The sequence below is a fragment of the Bacillus sp. VA13 genome (genome assembly GCF_055710085.1).
Map to the genome: position 1 here is coordinate 343,305 of NZ_JBVQPP010000004.1, position 16,439 is coordinate 359,743.

At 46.0% G+C, this 16,439-nt stretch carries 19 protein-coding genes and 1 pseudogene; 8 read left to right on the forward strand and 12 right to left on the reverse strand.

Annotated elements, in window-relative coordinates; genetic code table 11:
- Positions 1 to 47: 47 nt before the first annotated feature.
- Positions 48 to 749 (forward strand): two-component system response regulator NatR, encoded by a 702-nt coding sequence (gene natR, locus AC0C66_RS16990; protein ID WP_072182365.1) that lies wholly within the window; start codon positions 48 to 50, stop codon positions 747 to 749.
- A 12-nt stretch (positions 750 to 761) separates the two neighbouring features.
- Positions 762 to 1,718 carry a sensor histidine kinase gene (locus AC0C66_RS16995; RefSeq protein WP_088680136.1) on the forward strand — a complete coding sequence of 319 codons (957 nt, stop codon included), beginning with the start codon at positions 762 to 764 and terminating at the stop codon, positions 1,716 to 1,718.
- 39 nt (positions 1,719 to 1,757) lie between these two features.
- Here AC0C66_RS16995 and AC0C66_RS17000 read toward each other — a convergent pair whose 3' ends face one another.
- On the reverse strand, positions 1,758 to 2,834 hold the full coding sequence (locus AC0C66_RS17000; protein WP_072182363.1) for a helix-turn-helix domain-containing protein: 1,077 nt from the start codon (positions 2,832 to 2,834) through the stop codon (positions 1,758 to 1,760).
- A 234-nt stretch (positions 2,835 to 3,068) separates the two neighbouring features.
- On the opposite strand from AC0C66_RS17000, the gene AC0C66_RS17005 reads away from it, so the two are divergent.
- Positions 3,069 to 3,452, forward strand: a complete 384-nt coding sequence (locus AC0C66_RS17005; protein WP_041520850.1) for an RDD family protein — start codon at positions 3,069 to 3,071, stop codon at positions 3,450 to 3,452.
- A 37-nt stretch (positions 3,453 to 3,489) separates the two neighbouring features.
- Here AC0C66_RS17005 and AC0C66_RS17010 read toward each other — a convergent pair whose 3' ends face one another.
- Complete coding sequence (locus AC0C66_RS17010; RefSeq protein WP_014112540.1) at positions 3,490 to 4,128, reverse strand: esterase/lipase family protein; 639 nt, start codon at positions 4,126 to 4,128, stop codon at positions 3,490 to 3,492.
- 171 nt (positions 4,129 to 4,299) lie between these two features.
- Positions 4,300 to 5,436 (reverse strand): type II asparaginase, encoded by a 1,137-nt coding sequence (locus AC0C66_RS17015; RefSeq protein WP_461845799.1) that lies wholly within the window; start codon positions 5,434 to 5,436, stop codon positions 4,300 to 4,302.
- Between the two features lie 212 nt (positions 5,437 to 5,648).
- Here AC0C66_RS17015 and lmrA point away from each other — a divergent pair, with 212 nt between their 5' ends.
- Both lmrA and lmr(B) read left to right on the forward strand, forming a co-directional pair.
- Positions 5,649 to 6,215, forward strand: a complete 567-nt coding sequence (gene lmrA / locus AC0C66_RS17020; protein ID WP_087987904.1) for a transcriptional regulator LmrA — start codon at positions 5,649 to 5,651, stop codon at positions 6,213 to 6,215.
- A gap of 43 nt (positions 6,216 to 6,258) precedes the next feature.
- Positions 6,259 to 7,692 (forward strand): lincomycin efflux MFS transporter Lmr(B), encoded by a 1,434-nt coding sequence (gene lmr(B), locus AC0C66_RS17025; protein ID WP_014112537.1) that lies wholly within the window; start codon positions 6,259 to 6,261, stop codon positions 7,690 to 7,692.
- Between the two features lie 42 nt (positions 7,693 to 7,734).
- On the opposite strand, the gene AC0C66_RS17030 is transcribed toward lmr(B), so the two are convergent.
- A complete protein-coding gene (locus AC0C66_RS17030; protein WP_326201786.1) occupies positions 7,735 to 8,847 on the reverse strand; it encodes an aminotransferase class V-fold PLP-dependent enzyme in 1,113 nt (370 codons plus the stop codon).
- 79 nt (positions 8,848 to 8,926) lie between these two features.
- Between AC0C66_RS17030 and pcp the strand changes: the two genes are divergently transcribed.
- Positions 8,927 to 9,574 carry a pyroglutamyl-peptidase I gene (gene pcp, locus AC0C66_RS17035; protein ID WP_014112535.1) on the forward strand — a complete coding sequence of 216 codons (648 nt, stop codon included), beginning with the start codon at positions 8,927 to 8,929 and terminating at the stop codon, positions 9,572 to 9,574.
- On the opposite strand, the gene tatC is transcribed toward pcp, so the two are convergent.
- From tatC to AC0C66_RS17070, 7 genes are all read right to left on the reverse strand, one after another.
- Positions 9,571 to 10,296, reverse strand: coding sequence for a twin-arginine translocase subunit TatC (tatC, locus tag AC0C66_RS17040; RefSeq protein WP_014112534.1), 726 nt, complete (start codon positions 10,294 to 10,296; stop codon positions 9,571 to 9,573). The genes pcp and tatC overlap by 4 nt on opposite strands.
- A gap of 59 nt (positions 10,297 to 10,355) precedes the next feature.
- Positions 10,356 to 10,568, reverse strand: a complete 213-nt coding sequence (gene tatAD, locus AC0C66_RS17045; RefSeq protein WP_003223835.1) for a sec-independent protein translocase protein TatAD — start codon at positions 10,566 to 10,568, stop codon at positions 10,356 to 10,358.
- 13 nt (positions 10,569 to 10,581) lie between these two features.
- Positions 10,582 to 12,333, reverse strand: coding sequence for an alkaline phosphatase PhoD (gene phoD, locus AC0C66_RS17050; protein WP_461845798.1), 1,752 nt, complete (start codon positions 12,331 to 12,333; stop codon positions 10,582 to 10,584).
- An 18-nt stretch (positions 12,334 to 12,351) separates the two neighbouring features.
- On the reverse strand, positions 12,352 to 12,528 hold the full coding sequence (locus tag AC0C66_RS17055) for a hypothetical protein (RefSeq protein WP_072181596.1): 177 nt from the start codon (positions 12,526 to 12,528) through the stop codon (positions 12,352 to 12,354).
- A 79-nt stretch (positions 12,529 to 12,607) separates the two neighbouring features.
- Positions 12,608 to 13,339, reverse strand: a complete 732-nt coding sequence (locus AC0C66_RS17060) for a vWA domain-containing protein (RefSeq protein WP_072181595.1) — start codon at positions 13,337 to 13,339, stop codon at positions 12,608 to 12,610.
- Between the two features lie 107 nt (positions 13,340 to 13,446).
- The gene (gene cwlJ / locus AC0C66_RS17065; RefSeq protein ID WP_014112530.1) at positions 13,447 to 13,875 is read right to left on the reverse strand and encodes a cell wall hydrolase CwlJ; all 429 of its coding nucleotides are present in this window, start codon (positions 13,873 to 13,875) and stop codon (positions 13,447 to 13,449) included.
- An 83-nt stretch (positions 13,876 to 13,958) separates the two neighbouring features.
- A complete protein-coding gene (locus AC0C66_RS17070) occupies positions 13,959 to 15,194 on the reverse strand; it encodes a serpin family protein (RefSeq protein ID WP_461845797.1) in 1,236 nt (411 codons plus the stop codon).
- A 112-nt stretch (positions 15,195 to 15,306) separates the two neighbouring features.
- Here AC0C66_RS17070 and AC0C66_RS17075 point away from each other — a divergent pair, with 112 nt between their 5' ends.
- Positions 15,307 to 15,693, forward strand: coding sequence for a YndM family protein (locus AC0C66_RS17075; RefSeq protein WP_014112528.1), 387 nt, complete (start codon positions 15,307 to 15,309; stop codon positions 15,691 to 15,693).
- A pseudogene (locus tag AC0C66_RS17080) lies at positions 15,665 to 15,727 on the forward strand (hypothetical protein); the annotation flags it as partial. The gene AC0C66_RS17075 and the pseudogene AC0C66_RS17080, both read left to right, overlap by 29 nt.
- 20 nt (positions 15,728 to 15,747) lie before the next feature.
- Here AC0C66_RS17080 and AC0C66_RS17085 read toward each other — a convergent pair.
- Positions 15,748 to 16,434, reverse strand: coding sequence for an ABC transporter permease (locus AC0C66_RS17085; protein ID WP_080010112.1), 687 nt, complete (start codon positions 16,432 to 16,434; stop codon positions 15,748 to 15,750).
- Positions 16,435 to 16,439: the final 5 nt, after the last annotated feature.

The window sequence follows — 16,439 nt, forward strand, 5'->3', positions numbered from 1 at the left end:
GAAATGGGATAGAATAAAGATGATTCTATGTAACTAGGGGAATGATAATGGTAAAAGTCGGACTTGTCGATGATTATCGAGTAGATTTAGAGAAATTGGAAGCGATCGTGTCCAGAATGCAGGATGTCGAAATTGTCTTTTCCACCGATTCAGCGGAGGAAGCCTACAGCCGGGTGAAGAACGGTGACATTGATCTGCTGCTTGCCGATATCGAGATGCCTCATATGTCTGGTTACGAGCTTGCTGATTTGATCAGATCCCATTCGCTTGATGTGGACGTGATTTTCGTCACCGGCAACGGCGGATATGCCGTTCACGCCTTTGACCTGAATGTCCATGATTATATTATGAAGCCGTACCATGCCGACCGGCTGAACGCTGCCTTCGACCGTTATTTGAGAAAGAAAACGGAAACGAGTTTGAATGGGCGGATATTGATTAAGCAAAAATCTGAAATGCACGTGCTGCAAAAGAAGGATATCATTTTCGCAGAACGGACGGGACGTTCGACGACGATTGTGACAACCGCCGAAGAGGTGCAGACGTATCAAACATTAAATGATATTAAAGGCGACCTGCCTGAGAAGGATTTTCTCCGTTCGCACCGTTCCTTTATTATCAACATTCATTACATAAAGCATTTTTCCGCTTATACAAAGCATTCGTTTACGGTTTCCTTTGAGGGAACGCCTAAAAAAGCGATGATCACCAAGCAGCAGCTTGATTTTTTTCAAAACTACTATTTTTGAGGAGTTCGGAACGTGATTACCCTTTTTCAATGTCTTTGTCTGTTTTTATTTAGTTTCATATTTTATCAGGGGGCTGCTGCTCTTTGGCACAGTACAGCTGTCTCTTTGCTGGCCGCTGCTTTAGGCGCGGCAGCAGCAGGGCTGTACCTATGGAAGACGAAGCGGGTGTGGGACCGCTGTTCCCTCCAGCTTTGTGCATGGATTGCCGTGATTCAAGTGATATCAGCGGCGGCGGTGCTGGTTGGCTCTGACATACTGCCGGCATTGTTTGCGATCTTGATATTTGCAGCGTGTGAACGGCTCCGTATCGGACAGTCTGCCTTGCAGGCAAGGCTCTCTGATCAAATTGATAAGCTGGCTCAAGCTGAACAGCACGCCAATCGAATGCTGATGGACGTTAGAAGCCGGAATCACGATACAATGAAGCATATAACAGTGATCCATTCAGCACAGTCAAAGGCAGATACACAAGCATATATTCAAAACTGGGCGGATCAGTACAGTCAATATGACCGTTTTTTGAAGGGAGAGAATGCGTACGTTGCAGGAGTGCTTTATGATTTTCTTGAAAAAGCACATACTTCAGATGTGAAGGTTTCGCTGCATATGCATACACCGCTTTCTTCACTTCCGTTTTCACCCGCTGATCAGGTCAGCTTGGTCGGCAACATATTAGAAAATGCGCTCGACAGCGCGGCTGAGGCCCGAGAAAAAGCGGAGATTAAGCTGGAAACTTCGCTGCGCAGCGGGCTTTATGTGCTGATTTGTGAAAACAGCACGCCCGGCATGGACCCAAAAGTGCTCGATACACTGTATCAATCGTTTGGCCGTTCAACAAAAAGCGGCGCTCATGAAGGCATGGGCACGTATATTATTCAAAAACTGGTGAAGAGCGCTTTTGGAAGGCTGGATTTTACCTACCGCGACCCCGTCTTCCGGTTAGAAATCAAAATTCCGTTTCAGAAATAAAAAAACCTTGAAAAGCCCGGCTTTTCAAGGTTTTTTTCATTATGAGGATAGTGCTTGTGCAAAACGATCTGCTTCGTCTTGCAGCGTGCTTTCAATTTCTTTGTAACGGCTGGAAATCGTTGATGCGCTTACGCCGTATTTTTTCGCCAGTTTGGCTTGAGAAACGGACGCGCCGTTAAGAGAAATCGCATTCACATAATATTCAACTGCCGCCGCAAAAGCTTCCGGCTTTCTGATGACAGGTGATTTTTTCTCACAGAATGTTTTCCAGATGTCAATGACAGCCGGAATCAATTCAGTCGGATACTCATCTCCGCTCATGCCTTCTTCGATAGCCGCAGCTGTTTCTTTCTCCATGTCGTTTGCCCACTCAATACTGCTTTCTTCCGCTGCCTCTGCTTGCGGCTCTTCATCTTTCTCCGCTAACAGCGCGAACAGAACGTTGTTGAATTCCTGCTTCATGAAGTCTTCCGGCGTTTTGCCATTCTTCACAGCGGCATCCGCATATTTCTTCACCTTGCTGATCAGCGCTTCCGTTCTCTTCACCGGGAAGATCGTGAACTGCATGAAGAATTCTGCTTTTTCTGCTTCGTGGATTGGATATCCGAGAATCAGGCTTCCCACTGGCGGGAGGTCTTGATTGTTGGCGTCCATTTCCACTTCGAATTGTTTTGTCGTAATAACATCCTCAAAGTGAATGACACCTTCCTTCAGGTCTTGCAGCAACAATAAAGCAGGCGTCATGCTTTTCCATGATTCAACGATCTCACGCGTTTTCGGACGAGTGATCGAATCGCCTTTTTTCTGAAGGTACTCTTCGAAGATTGTCTTTTCACCAGCAAGCGGATGGAAGAAGATTCCCCAGATCCCTAAGTTAAATACGCTGATGTCTTTCGTCTGTCTGTCCATAGCAGAAAGAAAATCATGCTGGTTGATAAAGCTTGAAATGCTTTCTCTATGTACTGTGAAGGCATACTCCACTAAGTCTTCCTGAATTTGTTTTGCTTCTTTTGCCGCTAGTTCTGTCGGGAAGTCGACAACTTTGCTTCCGCAGCATTTTTTATATTTCTTGCCGCTGCCGCATGGGCAAGGGGCATTTCGTTTCACTTTTCCCACAATAAACCCTCCGAATTCTGTTGTAACTTTTCTATTTTAACAAAAATAACTTCTGAGGGCTTGGTTTCGGGCTAAAAAAGAATTTGGTAATATGGTAAGCTGGCTGATTATGCCAATTTGCCTATGACATTTTCACCAACTTTTGTGATTTAAGGCTTATAACCTATTCCCACTTAAGGCCCTTCTTTTTTACAATTATTAGGTATTTATCTAAAATTTTAAGGAGTGTATATGTTGGAACTAGCTGGTTTTATGCTGCGCGCTTGCGCTCTAGTACTTGATGTGATCATTGCCGCAGCAGTAATTTTCGCAGCCGGATTTACGTTGGGTGACGGGTCCGCCGGCGTCATTATTGTGGCCATATTGATGCTGCTTGTGTATCCTTTGCTGATGCCACTGACAAATTGGAGAGGTACACTGGGCAAAAAAATCATCGGGCTGCAAATCGTGAGAGACGAAACATACGAAAAAATATCCCTCCCACAGGCCATTGTCCGTTACATGATAGCGTGGGTGCACGTGTTCTCTCGTTTGATCTATTTGACAGCCGCATTTACGAAGAAAAAACAAGCCGTTCATGATATGGCTGCGAAAACAATTGTGCTGAAAGCAGAATAACCTTGAAGAATAGAATTCTTCAAGGTTATGTTTCTCGTTAGTTCGTATTTTGGCCTCCGCCGTTCAATCCTTCTTTAATCAGGCTGTTGACTTGGCTGTTCATCAATAAACCGATGTGCCCAACACCATGAATTTGAACGTTTTTAGCACCGTCTAATCTTGATAAATAATTCATGACAATCATATCGGCACTGCTGTAAACGGATGTGTATAAAATCTTTTGATTTGGATCTGTACCTGGAAGCGCCTTGCTTGTCACCAAACGGTTCGCTCCGCCAAGCGTTACGACGTTTTCAATTTTATTTCCGCCGTCCAGATTTTTTATGTAGTAAAGTGTGTTCGCGCCACCCATGCTGTGAGCGACAATGTCCACTTTTTTCGCACCTGTTTCATCTAAAACCTTTTGCACAAATCGTGATAATACCGGACCATTGTTATAATTCGTGCCTGTCTTGTCCCAAAAATCAACTGCATACAGCTTGTCCCGCGACCAGCCCTGAGATACGAGATAGCTCTTAATTCCCGCAAAATTGTATGACGCTCCTCCAATACCGTGAACCATAACAACTGGGTTGTGTTCAGCAGCTTTTGCTGACGGCTGCATCGCAAACAGCGATGTGACTGACAGCAACAAAATTGTTACAAGTGCAATGAACTTACTTTTTACAAATTTCATAATATCCTCCTTTTTTTGTAACAAATTCTTCAATTATATTACGTTACCAAATTAATTAAGTAAAGGGTAATTTTGGCTTATTTTTAAAGAGATTTTAAGGTTCAGAGGAAATTTTGCTGTCTTTTGAGCCTGAAATACCTAAAAAAAGAAGGCCTTTTCGCCTTCTTTTCTTTAATACTCATTGAAATAAGCTTGGATTTTTTGAGGATTGTCTGTTTTGGTGAGCGCAAGCATCAGCAATATCCGTGCTTTTTGGGGGTTTAAAGAGTTCGATGCCAGCAAATCTTTTTCCGCATAGTCTTGGTTTGGTGTCACGACACCATTTCCCGTACGGGTTGAGCGCACCACAGTGACGCCTTTTTTAGCTGCGCTGACCGCTCCTTTTTCGGCTGCGTCAGATAAAGACCCGTTTCCTGAACCAGCGTACACAATCCCTTTTGCTCCGGCTTTCACAGCCGCGTCAAACAGGTAGCTTCCGTCATTTTGGTACCCGTAGATAATGTCTACTTGCGGCAGCTGATTAAGATGAGAAACTGAGAATTCTGTATCCTTCGTATGCTTGAGGGTGATTTCATTATTAAAATAAATATCATCAGCAATCGTTCCGACGTATCCCATTTCTTCTGATTTAAATGTATCCGTTGCGGTTGTGTTTGTTTTGGTAACATAGCGGGCTGATGCAATGCGGTCGTTAAGAACGACGAGCGCTCCTTTTCCTTTTGCCCCAGGTGCGCTTGCCACTTTAACTGCATTGTACAAGTTAGACGGCCCATCAGCGCTGATGGCTGTGGACGGTCTCATAGAACCGACGACAACTACCGGCTTATCGCTTTTCACAGTGAGGTTCAAAAAATAAGCTGTTTCTTCCAATGTGTCGGTTCCATGGGTCACGATGATTCCGTCTACATCATCTGAAGCGAGCAATTTGTTTATGCGTTTCGCCAGCTTCAGCAATATTTTATTATCAATGTTTGTGCTGCCGACGTTGACAATCTGCTCGCCGCTGACGTTCGCAATGTCCTTCATCTCCGGAACTGCCTCGATCAGTGATTCAACGCCGACGACACCTGCTTTATATTCAGTAGTTGAGGTTTTCGATTTATCGGCCCCTGCAATCGTGCCTCCTGTCGCTAAAATTTTAATGTTTGGCAGATCCTTTTTCTCAGAGACGGAAGCCGAAGAGACTTTTTGTGTCTGCAACTTTTCTATCGAGGATTCTTTTGTTTCAGGAGATTGTGAGCATCCGGTAAAGGCAAGAAATAATAGTGCGGTAAAAAGAGTGAGTACGAGCAGTCTTTGTTTTTTCATCTGTTTCTCTCCTTACATCCTTATGATGTCTAATGATCGAACATTTTATTTATTCAGTCAAAATGTGCGTTAGCTTTTCTCTCGGCTTTTTTCGTTGTAATATACTTTTTTTGTCTTTTCATACAACGAATTTTTCTTGACAATTGATGGTCGAATCAAGATAATAGACCAGTCACTATATTTTGATTGCAATTCAGTAAGGTGGGAATGTTATGAGTTATGGAGATTCCCGTGAGAAAATCCTTTCAGCTGCAACCAGGCTATTTCAGCTGCAGGGATATTACGGCACGGGGCTGAACCAGATTATTAAGGAAAGCGGCGCGCCTAAAGGCTCTCTTTATTACCACTTTCCCGGCGGTAAAGAACAGCTGGCGATCGAAGCGGTGAATGAGATGAAGGAATATATCCGGCAGAAAATCACGGACTGCATGGAAGCCTGTACCGATCCAGCGGAAGGCATTCAAGCCTTTTTGAAGGAGCTCTCCTGCCAATTTTCATGTACGGAAGACATTGAAGGCATGCCTGTCGGCTTGCTTGCGGCTGAGACGTCATTGGAAAGCGAACCGTTGCGGGAAGCCTGCCATGAAGCCTACAAAGAGTGGGCCTCTGTGTATGAGGAAAAACTGCGGCTTGCAGGCTGCAGCGAGAGCCATGCTAAGGAAGTCAGCACTGTGATTAACGCCATGATTGAAGGCGGTATTCTTTTATCTTTGACGGCAAAAAACAGCACACCGCTCCTTCATATCTCCAACTGCATTCCTGACCTGCTGAAGAGATAAAAATAAGACATACTTACGTTCGAATAGAGAGGGGAAATGATTTTTGGAAACAGCAGCTAAAGCATCTCAGCAATACAAAGTGATGCCGATTATGATTTCCTTGCTGTTGGCCGGTTTTATCGGCATGTTCAGTGAAACAGCGCTGAATATCGCTTTAACCGATCTTATGAAGGAATTGAACATTACAGCAGCAACCGTTCAATGGTTAACGACGGGCTACCTGCTTGTGCTCGGTATCCTCGTTCCTGTATCAGGACTGCTATTGCAGTGGTTCACAACAAGACAGCTTTTTACCGTGTCACTTATCTTTTCAATTTTAGGCACCTTGATTGCGGCGCTTGCGCCGAGCTTCCCGTTTTTATTAGCAGCGAGGGTCGTTCAAGCACTCGGAACGGGTCTTTTACTGCCTCTGATGTTTAATACGATCTTGGTGATTTTCCCGCCTCATAAACGGGGCGCGGCGATGGGAACGATCGGGCTTGTCATTATGTTCGCGCCCGCCATCGGCCCGACATTCTCCGGGTTGGTTCTGGAGCATCTCAACTGGCACTGGATTTTCTGGATCTCTCTTCCGTTCCTTGTGCTGGCACTTGTTTTCGGTATGGCATACATGCAAAATGTATCTGACATTACAAAGCCGAAAATCGATGTATTATCTATCATTCTGTCGACGATTGGCTTTGGCGGCATTGTGTTCGGATTCAGCAACGCGGGTGAAGGCTCCGGCGGATGGTCCAGTCCGACTGTGATCGTCTCACTGATTGTCGGGGTTGTCGGTCTTATCCTATTTTCAATCCGCCAGCTGACGATGAAGCAGCCGATGATGAACCTGCGTGCGTTCAAATACCCGATGTTTATTTTGGGTGTTATTATGGTGTTCATTTGCATGATGGTCATCCTGTCATCTATGCTGCTTCTGCCGATGTATCTGCAAGGCGGCTTAGTCCTGACGGCATTTGCTTCTGGTCTTATTCTCTTGCCGGGCGGCATTTTAAACGGATTTATGTCCCCCGTTACAGGCCGTCTGTTCGACAAATACGGACCGAAATGGCTTGTTATTCCGGGATTTGTGATTGTTACTGTTGTCCTTTGGCTCTTCTCAAACATCACGACCACTTCTACGGCTGTGCTGATTATCATCCTGCACACCTGCTTGATGATCGGGATCTCTATGATTATGATGCCTGCGCAGACAAATGGTTTAAACCAGCTGCCTCGCGAGTTTTATCCAGACGGCACCGCCATCATGAACACACTGCAGCAAATGGCGGGCGCTATCGGAACAGCGGTTGCGGTCAGCATTATGGCTGCAGGCCAGCATGATTATATGAGCACAGTCAAAAACCCTGCCGATCCGGCAGTCATCCCGCAGGCTTTGACAGCGGGCGTGCAGCACGCGTTTGTGTTTGCAATGATTGTTGCTGTTATCGGACTAATTGGCGCGTTCTTTTTGAAGCGTGTTAAAGTCGATCATTAATATGAAAAACCCCTGATCTTCAAATCAGGGGCTTTTTTATGTTTACATGTGGATCGTTTTTGCCGCGATTTCATCAATCGCATGACGCAATTCATCCTTCGTGTTATAAAAATGAGGAGCGAGACGGATGACAGCGTCCCGCGGCGCGCAAATCACTTTTTTCTTCTTCAGCAGCGCCGCTGTTTCCAATGCCCGCTCATCCCGGATCGCAACCATGCCCGGCTGCTCTCCCGATGGTGCCGCCGCCAGCTGCAGGCCTTTTTCAGCAGCATATTGACATGCATCGGCACAGATCGTTTTCACATGATCCCGGATATGAGAAACCCCGATATGATTCAGCAGTGATAAAGCCGCTGCCGCTGCGTATACGCTGATAAAAGCAGGAGTGCCTGTTTGAAATCGGCGCGCGCCTTTCGCATAAGCCGCTTCAAACCCGCTCTCCCAGCCGAACCAAGCTGATGTTTTCGGCTTCAGTGCATCCGCCAGCTCCTTTCTCACATAAAGAAACGCCATTCCCGGTATGCCAAGCAAATACTTTCGGGTGCCTGCCGCCAGCATATCAACACCCCACGCTTTTACATCAATGGGAATGTGCCCCGCTGATTGATAAGCATCCACAAATAACAAAGAACCCTTTCTCTGAGTAATCTCAGCGATTGCTTTTACATCCTGAACAAAGCCGTCACGATAGTGAACGTGCGGAACACATGTCAGCACTGTTTCATCCATAATATATGTTTCATATTGTTCGAGCGGCAGCTCACCGTCTATTGATGGAATGACGGATACGGTATAATCGGATTGTGCCTGCCAAACATGAGATACCGACGGAAAATCCATCTCTGTATACACAACATGCTTCTTTCCAAAAACAGATAAGGACGATGCTGCGGAAACCAGCGCATCAGAAACTGACGGCACAATCGCAATTTCATCCGGTTCAGCCCCTATCAGCTTTGCAAACTCATTTCTCGCACTCTCTGTTTTTTCGATTGCTTCATGCCAGTTCGTCCCCATATGCAGCAGGCTGTCATGATAGTCTTTGATCGCCCTTGATACAGGCTCTGCCAACGCGCTCTGAGAACAGCTGGCAAGCATCGTATGTGTCTGCACGGTTGGGAATAGCTGGCGATACTTCTGCGGCAAATGCTCCATTGTGATTCACTCCTTTTCATTATTTTGATGAAAAACCCAAGAATAAACAATAGAATAAAAGTAAAAAGGAGATGGGAAGATGAGAAAAAAAGTGCTGATCACAGGCTTTGACCCTTTTGACAAAGAAACCGTCAATCCGTCATGGGAAGCGGCGAAACAGCTGAATGGCTTAGAGACGGATGAAGCAATCATCACAGCAGAACAAATTCCCACTGTCTTTAGAACCGCTCTGGACACGCTGCGGAAAGCCATTCAGAAGCATCAGCCGGATATCGTGATCTGTGTCGGCCAAGCCGGAGGGCGGATGCAGATCACCCCGGAACGGGTGGCAATCAATCTTGCAGACGCGCGCATCCCCGATAATGAAGGACATCAGCCGATTGATGAAGAGATTTCTCCAAGAGGGCCCGCCGCTTACTGGACGGGACTTCCCGTGAAACGAATGACTGCGAAGATGAAGGAAAACGGGATTCCAGCTGCGGTTTCTTATACAGCGGGTACATTTGTATGCAACTATTTGTTCTACGGGTTAATGGATCACATTAGCCGGACATCCCCGCACATTCGCGGCGGGTTTATTCATATCCCTTTCATTCCAGAGCAAACAATCGACAAAACAGCGCCGAGCCTCAGCCTGGACACGATTGTCCGAGCATTGAGAATCGCCGCTGTTACGGCCGCACAATATGATGAGGATTTGAAGTCACCGGGCGGTACGCTGCACTAAGCGGCCGCCGTTTCGCTTGTCAGTCTCTTTTTGTAGACAAACGCCGATAGGGTGACACTTACTTCAAACAGGACAAGCAGCGGGATCATGACGAGAAAATCAGAAATGAAATCAGGCGGTGTAATCAATACAGACACGACGATCAGCAAAAAATAGGACAGCTTTCTCGCTTTGGCCAGCCGATAGGGATTTAGGACACCCAGCCTTGTTAAAAACATCACCACTAAAGGCATTTCAAACAGAAAGCCAAACGGCAGGCTCAAATTCACCATAAACCTGAAATATCGGTCAGCCGTAAACATTGTTTCAAAATGGCCGGAAGACAAATGAGTCAAAAAGCTGAGCACGATCGGAAACAAGACAAAGTATCCGAAAGAGATACCCGCCAAAAACAATGCAAATAACCCGGGTATGTACATGAGCGTCACCTTGCGCTCCGTTTTCGTGAGCGCCGGGGCAACGAAACGCCACAACTGGTACGCGGCAACAGGGATGGAAGCCGCAATGGCACAAATGCCGGCAAGCATCATATACACCCAGAGGATTTCACTCGGGCCAAGCACAGCCAGCTTTCCGTCCAAATCCCTGATCAGCCAGTCATAAATGTCCTGCACGAACAAAAAAGCCGTGATGAGAAATAGAAGAAATGCCGCGAGAGTCACGATAATCCGGCGGCGAAGCTCTTCTAAATGCCCGATCAAATGAGTTTCTTTTTTATCCATTCAAAAAAGCCCTCCCTTTCATAAAAAAGAGGCAGACCCGGTGTCTGCCTCATCAGCACTCAGCCCGCGTTTTTGTCCTGCTTTACCGCTGTCAGCTCAGCTGATTTTTCTTCTTTTTCATCACCAGACACTAGTGATTTTGTGGCGCTTTTAAATTCAAGCAGGGTCCGTCCGGCGGCACGCCCGATTTCCGGCAGCTTTGAAGGGCCAAAAATAATGAGGGCGATGACAAAGATCAGAATCAAGCCCGGTATACCAATGTTTGAAAACATGTTTTTTCACTCCTTAATTCGTGATTTTTGCCCGTTTCTTAATCATTTGTTTTTCGTGGGCTTTGTTGTGTGCAAAGAAACGATCCTCTTCGACCTCATCGGATTGCTTCACCCCGCCTTGGATCGTTGTGGATGATACCTTTCTCAGTCCAGTTTGGTCCTTTTGGTAAACGAATGAAGCCCGTGTTGAAATGGCTGCGCCCGGCTCTGTCACAAACGGCATCACCCGGTAATCGGCTTTCCACTGGTGAGGCGTCACTGTACAGCGGACATATCCGCGATAATCGTTAAAGAACTTGATATGCGGATTTTCCTTTAAAATTTGGTCTGTATCCGCCCGCTTATCCGCGCCGTTTCCTCCAGAAGTGATCGAGGTGCCGACAAATTCAGCCCCGAAAATTTTTGAACTTGTCTTCTCAAAGTCGACATGCAAATTCGATGCCCAGCTTGCGTGTACATCTCCTGTCAGCACGACAACGTTATTCAGATTTTTACTTTTAATGAAATTGACAACCCGTTCGCGCTGAGCAGGGTAGCCGTCCCACGAATCCATGCTGTAGATCGGGCTTGCGCTTGTCCCGAAATTCCACTTCGCAAAGAAAATCTGCTGTGCCAGCACATTCCAGTGGGCTGTCGAGTTGCTCAAATTGCTGAAAAGCCACTGTTCCTGTTCTTTTCCTAACAGGGTCCGATTTGGATTGCGCGATTCATCAGAAGGTGGCTTATTGCCGTCGTTATTGGCTTGGTCGTCCCTGTACTGGCGTGTATCAAGGACATTGAAGGACGCCAGGTTCCCATACGTAAAGTGCCGGTACAGCTGCATATCCGGACCATTCGGCAGAGAGGAGATGCGGAGCGGCATATGTTCATAGTACGCCTGGTAAGCAGCCGCGCGGCGGAGTACAAATGCTTCAATCGATTGTCCTTTTTCCGGTATTTTATTGGCATAGTTGTTTTCGACTTCATGGTCATCCCACGTCACAACCCAAGGGAACGCCGCATGTGCAGCTTTTAGATTGGCGTCAGAACGGTATTGGGCATGTCGGTTCCGATAGTCTTGCAGCGTAATGATTTCTGCGCTGTTGTGCGTGCGGACATTGCCTGTTTTTGATACATATTCATTTGGACCGTATTCATATATGTAATCACCGAGATGGAAGACAAGATCAAGCTTTTCCTTCGCCATATGTTTGTAGGCCGTATAATATCCATGCTCATATTGCTGGCAGGAAGCGAATCCAAAGGTCATTTGCGGCACATTGGCGCCAGGGGCAGGCAGCGTTTTTGTTTTTCCGACAGGGCTTAGTTCATGTCCGGTTTTGAAACGGTAATAGTACACTTTGTTCGGCTCAAGCCCGTCCGCTTCCACGTGAACTGAGTGAGCGAGATTAGGTTTGGCCATTTCAGTGCCCTTTCTCACAATCTTGCGGAAATGCTCATCCTTTGCGACTTCCCATTTGACAGGCACCGCCTGATTCGGCATTCCCCCGCCGTTCAGCGGATCTGGTGCCAAGCGCGTCCACAGCACGACACTGTCAGAAAGCGGATCTCCAGACGCAACCCCTAACGTAAACGGATAGCTCGAGAACTTAGGCGCGGCATTTACTTCAAATGCACCAACTGACTGAGCAATGGTCAGTCCAAGAGAAAGTCCTGCAATCTTCCCCGCTCCTTGAATAAATTTGCGGCGGTCAAACGTATTGTTTTGAAAGCTTTCCTCTTTCAGTTTCTGTACCCATTCATCAAAACGACTGTCGTATGCCATTCAAGATCCCCTCTCTTCTCATTGATCGCCTCCATTATAGAAAATCATTGTTAAATGGCTGTGAAGAAGTGTGAACCGATTGTAAGCGCTGAACATCAGAAACAGGTCTTCACTCATAAGCCTGACGCTGAAACGTGCCGAAAGCTGGCTAAATGGCGCGTTTTCTGCATATCCTGTCGTTTGCAAGCCGCCCATTCGGACTATTTTTCTTCACACGATCTTAAAAAAACAAAAACACCGAGCCATTTCGCAGAATGACTCAGTGCCGTATCAGTTATTTCGAAAATAATCTGCTGAAAAAGCCCTTCTTTTTCGGCTTTTCAGCAGGAGGCTCTTGTTCTCTTACAATCCCTTTTTCCTTCGCTTCTTTTAGCCAAAATGGAAATTCAGTTAGCAGAGCGTCATAAAGCTCATCATCAGAAATGCGGTCAATCTCTTCGATATGCAGGAAGCTCGTGTTATCAACAGCACGTCCTTCTAACGTATCCAGTTTATTGAGAAAATCGAAGTTTCCGTTTCCAACGCCGACAAACTGCCAAAACACCGGTTTATCAGAGGAAGCTCTAATGATCGGTTTGATCGACTTTTTACAGCCTCCGTCATTGATAAAAACGACGAAAGCGGGATATGAGCTCGGTTCCTCCACAATATATTTACGCAGCACGTCTTTCATGACCGGCGGCTCATCATTTCTGCCGAATTTATGCAAGCGGTCATTATTCAAAATTTCACGATCGACATAGCCCGAAAAATCTTTTTCAGAAACTGGCTTTAATCGGGAGAATTCGTTATCATACACCCATATATCCAGCAAGCCGTTGTCATCAAATTGATCAGCCACAGCCAAAATCCGCTCCACCACGTTTTGAACCGTTCCGTTTTTGTAGAGCGTTCTCATTGAACCCGTAATATCAAGCACCAGGCCGACACGAGCCGTCACCTTCGTTAATTGCTTTTTCTCCAGTACGATCTTTACGCTTTTCTTTTGCAGGTCGATTGTTGCCATTCTGTCATCTCCGTCAGCTCTTTTTTCTAAGATTATCTCACAGGAATATTTTTCATTGCATCTCTTTTCAAAGAAAAACACCGTTCAATTTGAACGGCGTCCTGTCTCTAAAATGTGTTATATACATTTTCACACGTTTCAGCCGTCGGCTGATAAAAACAGTGTGACTTGTATCTGGCCACAAACGGCTGGTTATACCACTGGGATGGACAGTCTCCCTCCGGCCTGAAGTACCACAAACTAAATTTTGCAGGCCAGCGCCTTTCACCATTAATCGACCGGCGTGCAAGGGCACGCTCACTATCTCGCGCCCTTTGATAAAAATATCCATGAGTCACAGCCTCAAACGCGTGCGGCTGATAAATCATCTGCCTGATGGTGCGGAGGCCTTTAAAATCTGAGCAATTCGCCCGCAGCCGATTAATTCCTACGTTGCCGACAAGCAGCATCCCCTGCTTGCCTTCGCCTTCCGCTTCCGCTCTGAGCAGCCTTGCCATCAAATCGACATCCGCACTCGTTGCTTTTACGACCGCCATCACGTCACCTCCCCCTTGATCTCCTTTCATCATATTTCATGACTTCAAAAGTGATGACGGAGGGACAGGAGAAGTTTTTAAATTTATTCATTCGGATTTGCGACAAAACCTAAAAACAAAAGGCTCTTTGTTTGTTCATCTGTGATGACAAAGAAAAATGGGCGGTCGGCCGTCAAGGTAGCGTCTGGCGCGAGAGCGGACTCAACGATTTCCGCTGACGAGGCAGCCGCAGCCTCGGTTCCTGATTCATCCACCTTGATAAATGTGTGGTGATTTACATCATCGATTGAAACACCTCGGCCTTCAGTAAACATTCTGGAAAAGTCAGCACCGGAAAAGAAGGGTTTCATCCCCATATCGTAAAGAGCGCGTTTTACGTTATACTGCCCTTTCAGTGTAAAACGGGGCATGCTCAGCTTCACTGTTTTTGGCTGAAATGCGCTGTCCCATGCTTTTATGTTTTGATTTGTAAAAAGAGACATGAAAGAAGCCGGCTTTTTCTTCGGCAGAAATAAAGTAAAAGAAAGTTGTTGATCTTCATATGGAAGCTTGACTGCTTGGAACAATTCATTTTCTAAATAAGCAAGGCGTGCAGTCTGCTTCATCATCAGCAGTTTTTTGGCCGATCCGTCAGGCAGAAAAAAATGCTCCTCAGCGGTCACATGCTGGTCAAACGGCAGCGCCCACTTTTCTTGAAAATAGACGGTGTTTACCAAAAGGGAAACAGCTTCCGGCGAAAGATGATCTGCGATGTCGTCAATATGCCCTTTCGTTTGGTGAGCCGTCCACTGATTGATCAAGTTCTTTGCGGTCTGAATATTGGCATCCATTTTAAAGACACTGCCTGAGAAGAATTGTTTAATCGTTTGTTTAAAGCCAGGCTTTGCCTCAAGCCTTGTCCATACAGCATTGGCAGTCAGCAGATCACCTTCAGACAAAGATTCAAACCTTTTCATGAGCGCGAGCGATGACTCATTTATCATGCTGTCACGAAGGCCCGACAAATATAAAGCAGCTTTGATTTCTTTTAATGTATCTCCCTCCGCTCCATTTGCAGTCATTATCAGCATTTGCTGCAAGCTATATGGGGAGATCAGCAGATTGTCCGTTAATCCGTCTTTATCTGACATGTTTTGAAACAATTCGGTTCCGAATATACGCTCAGCGTCAATAAAACCCTCATGAATGTCGTAAGCTTTGTTTTTTGCAGAATCAGATGAAGCAGGTGATTGAGCAGATGATGCCGGTTCTTCAACAGGTTTGCAGCCGCCTCCGCAAAGCATAAATAGCAGCATCACTGTGAACACCTCTCCTTTCATACAAACGATTCACTCCCTTTACATGGACTGTAAAAACACAATATAAGGTTTAACTTTCTGCATTTGAGGAATCATACATAACAAATCGAATCACAGAAGGAGGTACTTTGGAATGACACATGTGAAAGCGCTCGCGATTAAAGGTATTATGACGATTATTGTGTTGTATCTAGTGCTTGGTCTGGGCTTTGGTTTCACGTTTGGTGATACGCTCTTAATGACGATTGTGTTAGGGGTTATTTCTTATTTGCTGGGCGATCTTTATGTATTGCCGAGATGGAATAATATGATTGCGACTTTAGCTGATTTCGGTCTGGCCTTTCTCGTCATTTGGCTGATGGGCATGCCGCTTTCTATGGGGATGACTGGCGGTGAAGTAGCATTGGCGGCTTTATTCGGCGCGATCGCCATGGCAATCGGTGAATATTGCTTCCACTTCTATATGATGAGCAAAGAGATTGGCAAGAAGCATTATCTTGAAACAAGAACAGATTCATAGTAGAAAGGCCGGTGCTGGCAGCATCGGCCTTTTATGAATAATGGGCGCCTTTGTTTACGCATCCTGCTTGTCTGCGTTCCTGATCGCCATATAGGAAAAAACTAAACCGAAAGCCGCCAAAGATAATGGGATATAAACAACAGACGAAATGGAGAAACCCGGGCTTGTTGAACTGATGAGCATAACAATCACTACAGACGAAATGATGGTTGCCGGAACCGAGTGTTTACGCATCCCAAAAAAGATGGGAACTAAACTGGTTCCAGCGGCGCCAAAAGCGAAAACCGCCATTTTTATGGCCTGCTGAGAAATGATCTCGGAAGTAAGCTCTCCCGGTATGAAATGGTAGATCGAGTTCAGCCAAAAGAAACCGGCGGCTATGAATATATTTGATAGTAAAATCGTGATAAACGTCAGTCCGCCCGCGATCATGAGCTTAGCAGTGAGCAGCTTTTTCCGGCTGATTGGGTACGTGAACATCACAAGAATGGTTTTGTTTTTATATTCCGAAATCACCAGTTTTGCGATCAGCACTGCGCCAAAAACGATAAATACCGCTCTGACGAAAGTGCCGATGATGAGAAACGCTTCCTCCGTGCTTTGGAACGAAACCCCGCTTTCGGCTTTTTCGGAATAGCAGATCAGCCACAAAAAGCCCATGATGATCAAGTTGGCAATGAGGGCACCTCTGACATACCAGCCCATCTTCATTTTTCTTAATTCGATTCTGATCAAATTCATCAACG

Excerpts from the sequence above, each read along its gene's own strand:
- AC0C66_RS17055 (WP_072181596.1), bottom strand. The coding sequence starts at position 12,528 with ATGGGCGGCTTGCAAACGACAGGATATGCAGAAAACGCGCCATTTAGC.
- AC0C66_RS17010 (WP_014112540.1), bottom strand. The coding sequence starts at position 4,128 with ATGAAATTTGTAAAAAGTAAGTTCATTGCACTTGTAACAATTTTGTTG.
- AC0C66_RS17030 (WP_326201786.1), bottom strand. The coding sequence starts at position 8,847 with ATGGAGCATTTGCCGCAGAAGTATCGCCAGCTATTCCCAACCGTGCAG.
- AC0C66_RS17070 (WP_461845797.1), bottom strand. The coding sequence starts at position 15,194 with ATGAAAGGAGAGGTGTTCACAGTGATGCTGCTATTTATGCTTTGCGGA.
- tatAD (WP_003223835.1), bottom strand. The coding sequence starts at position 10,568 with ATGTTTTCAAACATTGGTATACCGGGCTTGATTCTGATCTTTGTCATC.
- AC0C66_RS17075 (WP_014112528.1), top strand. The coding sequence starts at position 15,307 with ATGACACATGTGAAAGCGCTCGCGATTAAAGGTATTATGACGATTATT.
- natR (WP_072182365.1), top strand. The coding sequence starts at position 48 with ATGGTAAAAGTCGGACTTGTCGATGATTATCGAGTAGATTTAGAGAAA.
- lmrA (WP_087987904.1), top strand. The coding sequence starts at position 5,649 with ATGAGTTATGGAGATTCCCGTGAGAAAATCCTTTCAGCTGCAACCAGG.
- AC0C66_RS17060 (WP_072181595.1), bottom strand. The coding sequence starts at position 13,339 with ATGGCAACAATCGACCTGCAAAAGAAAAGCGTAAAGATCGTACTGGAG.
- AC0C66_RS17085 (WP_080010112.1), bottom strand. The coding sequence starts at position 16,434 with ATGAATTTGATCAGAATCGAATTAAGAAAAATGAAGATGGGCTGGTAT.
- cwlJ (WP_014112530.1), bottom strand. The coding sequence starts at position 13,875 with ATGGCGGTCGTAAAAGCAACGAGTGCGGATGTCGATTTGATGGCAAGG.
- AC0C66_RS17015 (WP_461845799.1), bottom strand. The coding sequence starts at position 5,436 with ATGAAAAAACAAAGACTGCTCGTACTCACTCTTTTTACCGCACTATTA.
- phoD (WP_461845798.1), bottom strand. The coding sequence starts at position 12,333 with ATGGCATACGACAGTCGTTTTGATGAATGGGTACAGAAACTGAAAGAG.
- pcp (WP_014112535.1), top strand. The coding sequence starts at position 8,927 with ATGAGAAAAAAAGTGCTGATCACAGGCTTTGACCCTTTTGACAAAGAA.
- tatC (WP_014112534.1), bottom strand. The coding sequence starts at position 10,296 with ATGGATAAAAAAGAAACTCATTTGATCGGGCATTTAGAAGAGCTTCGC.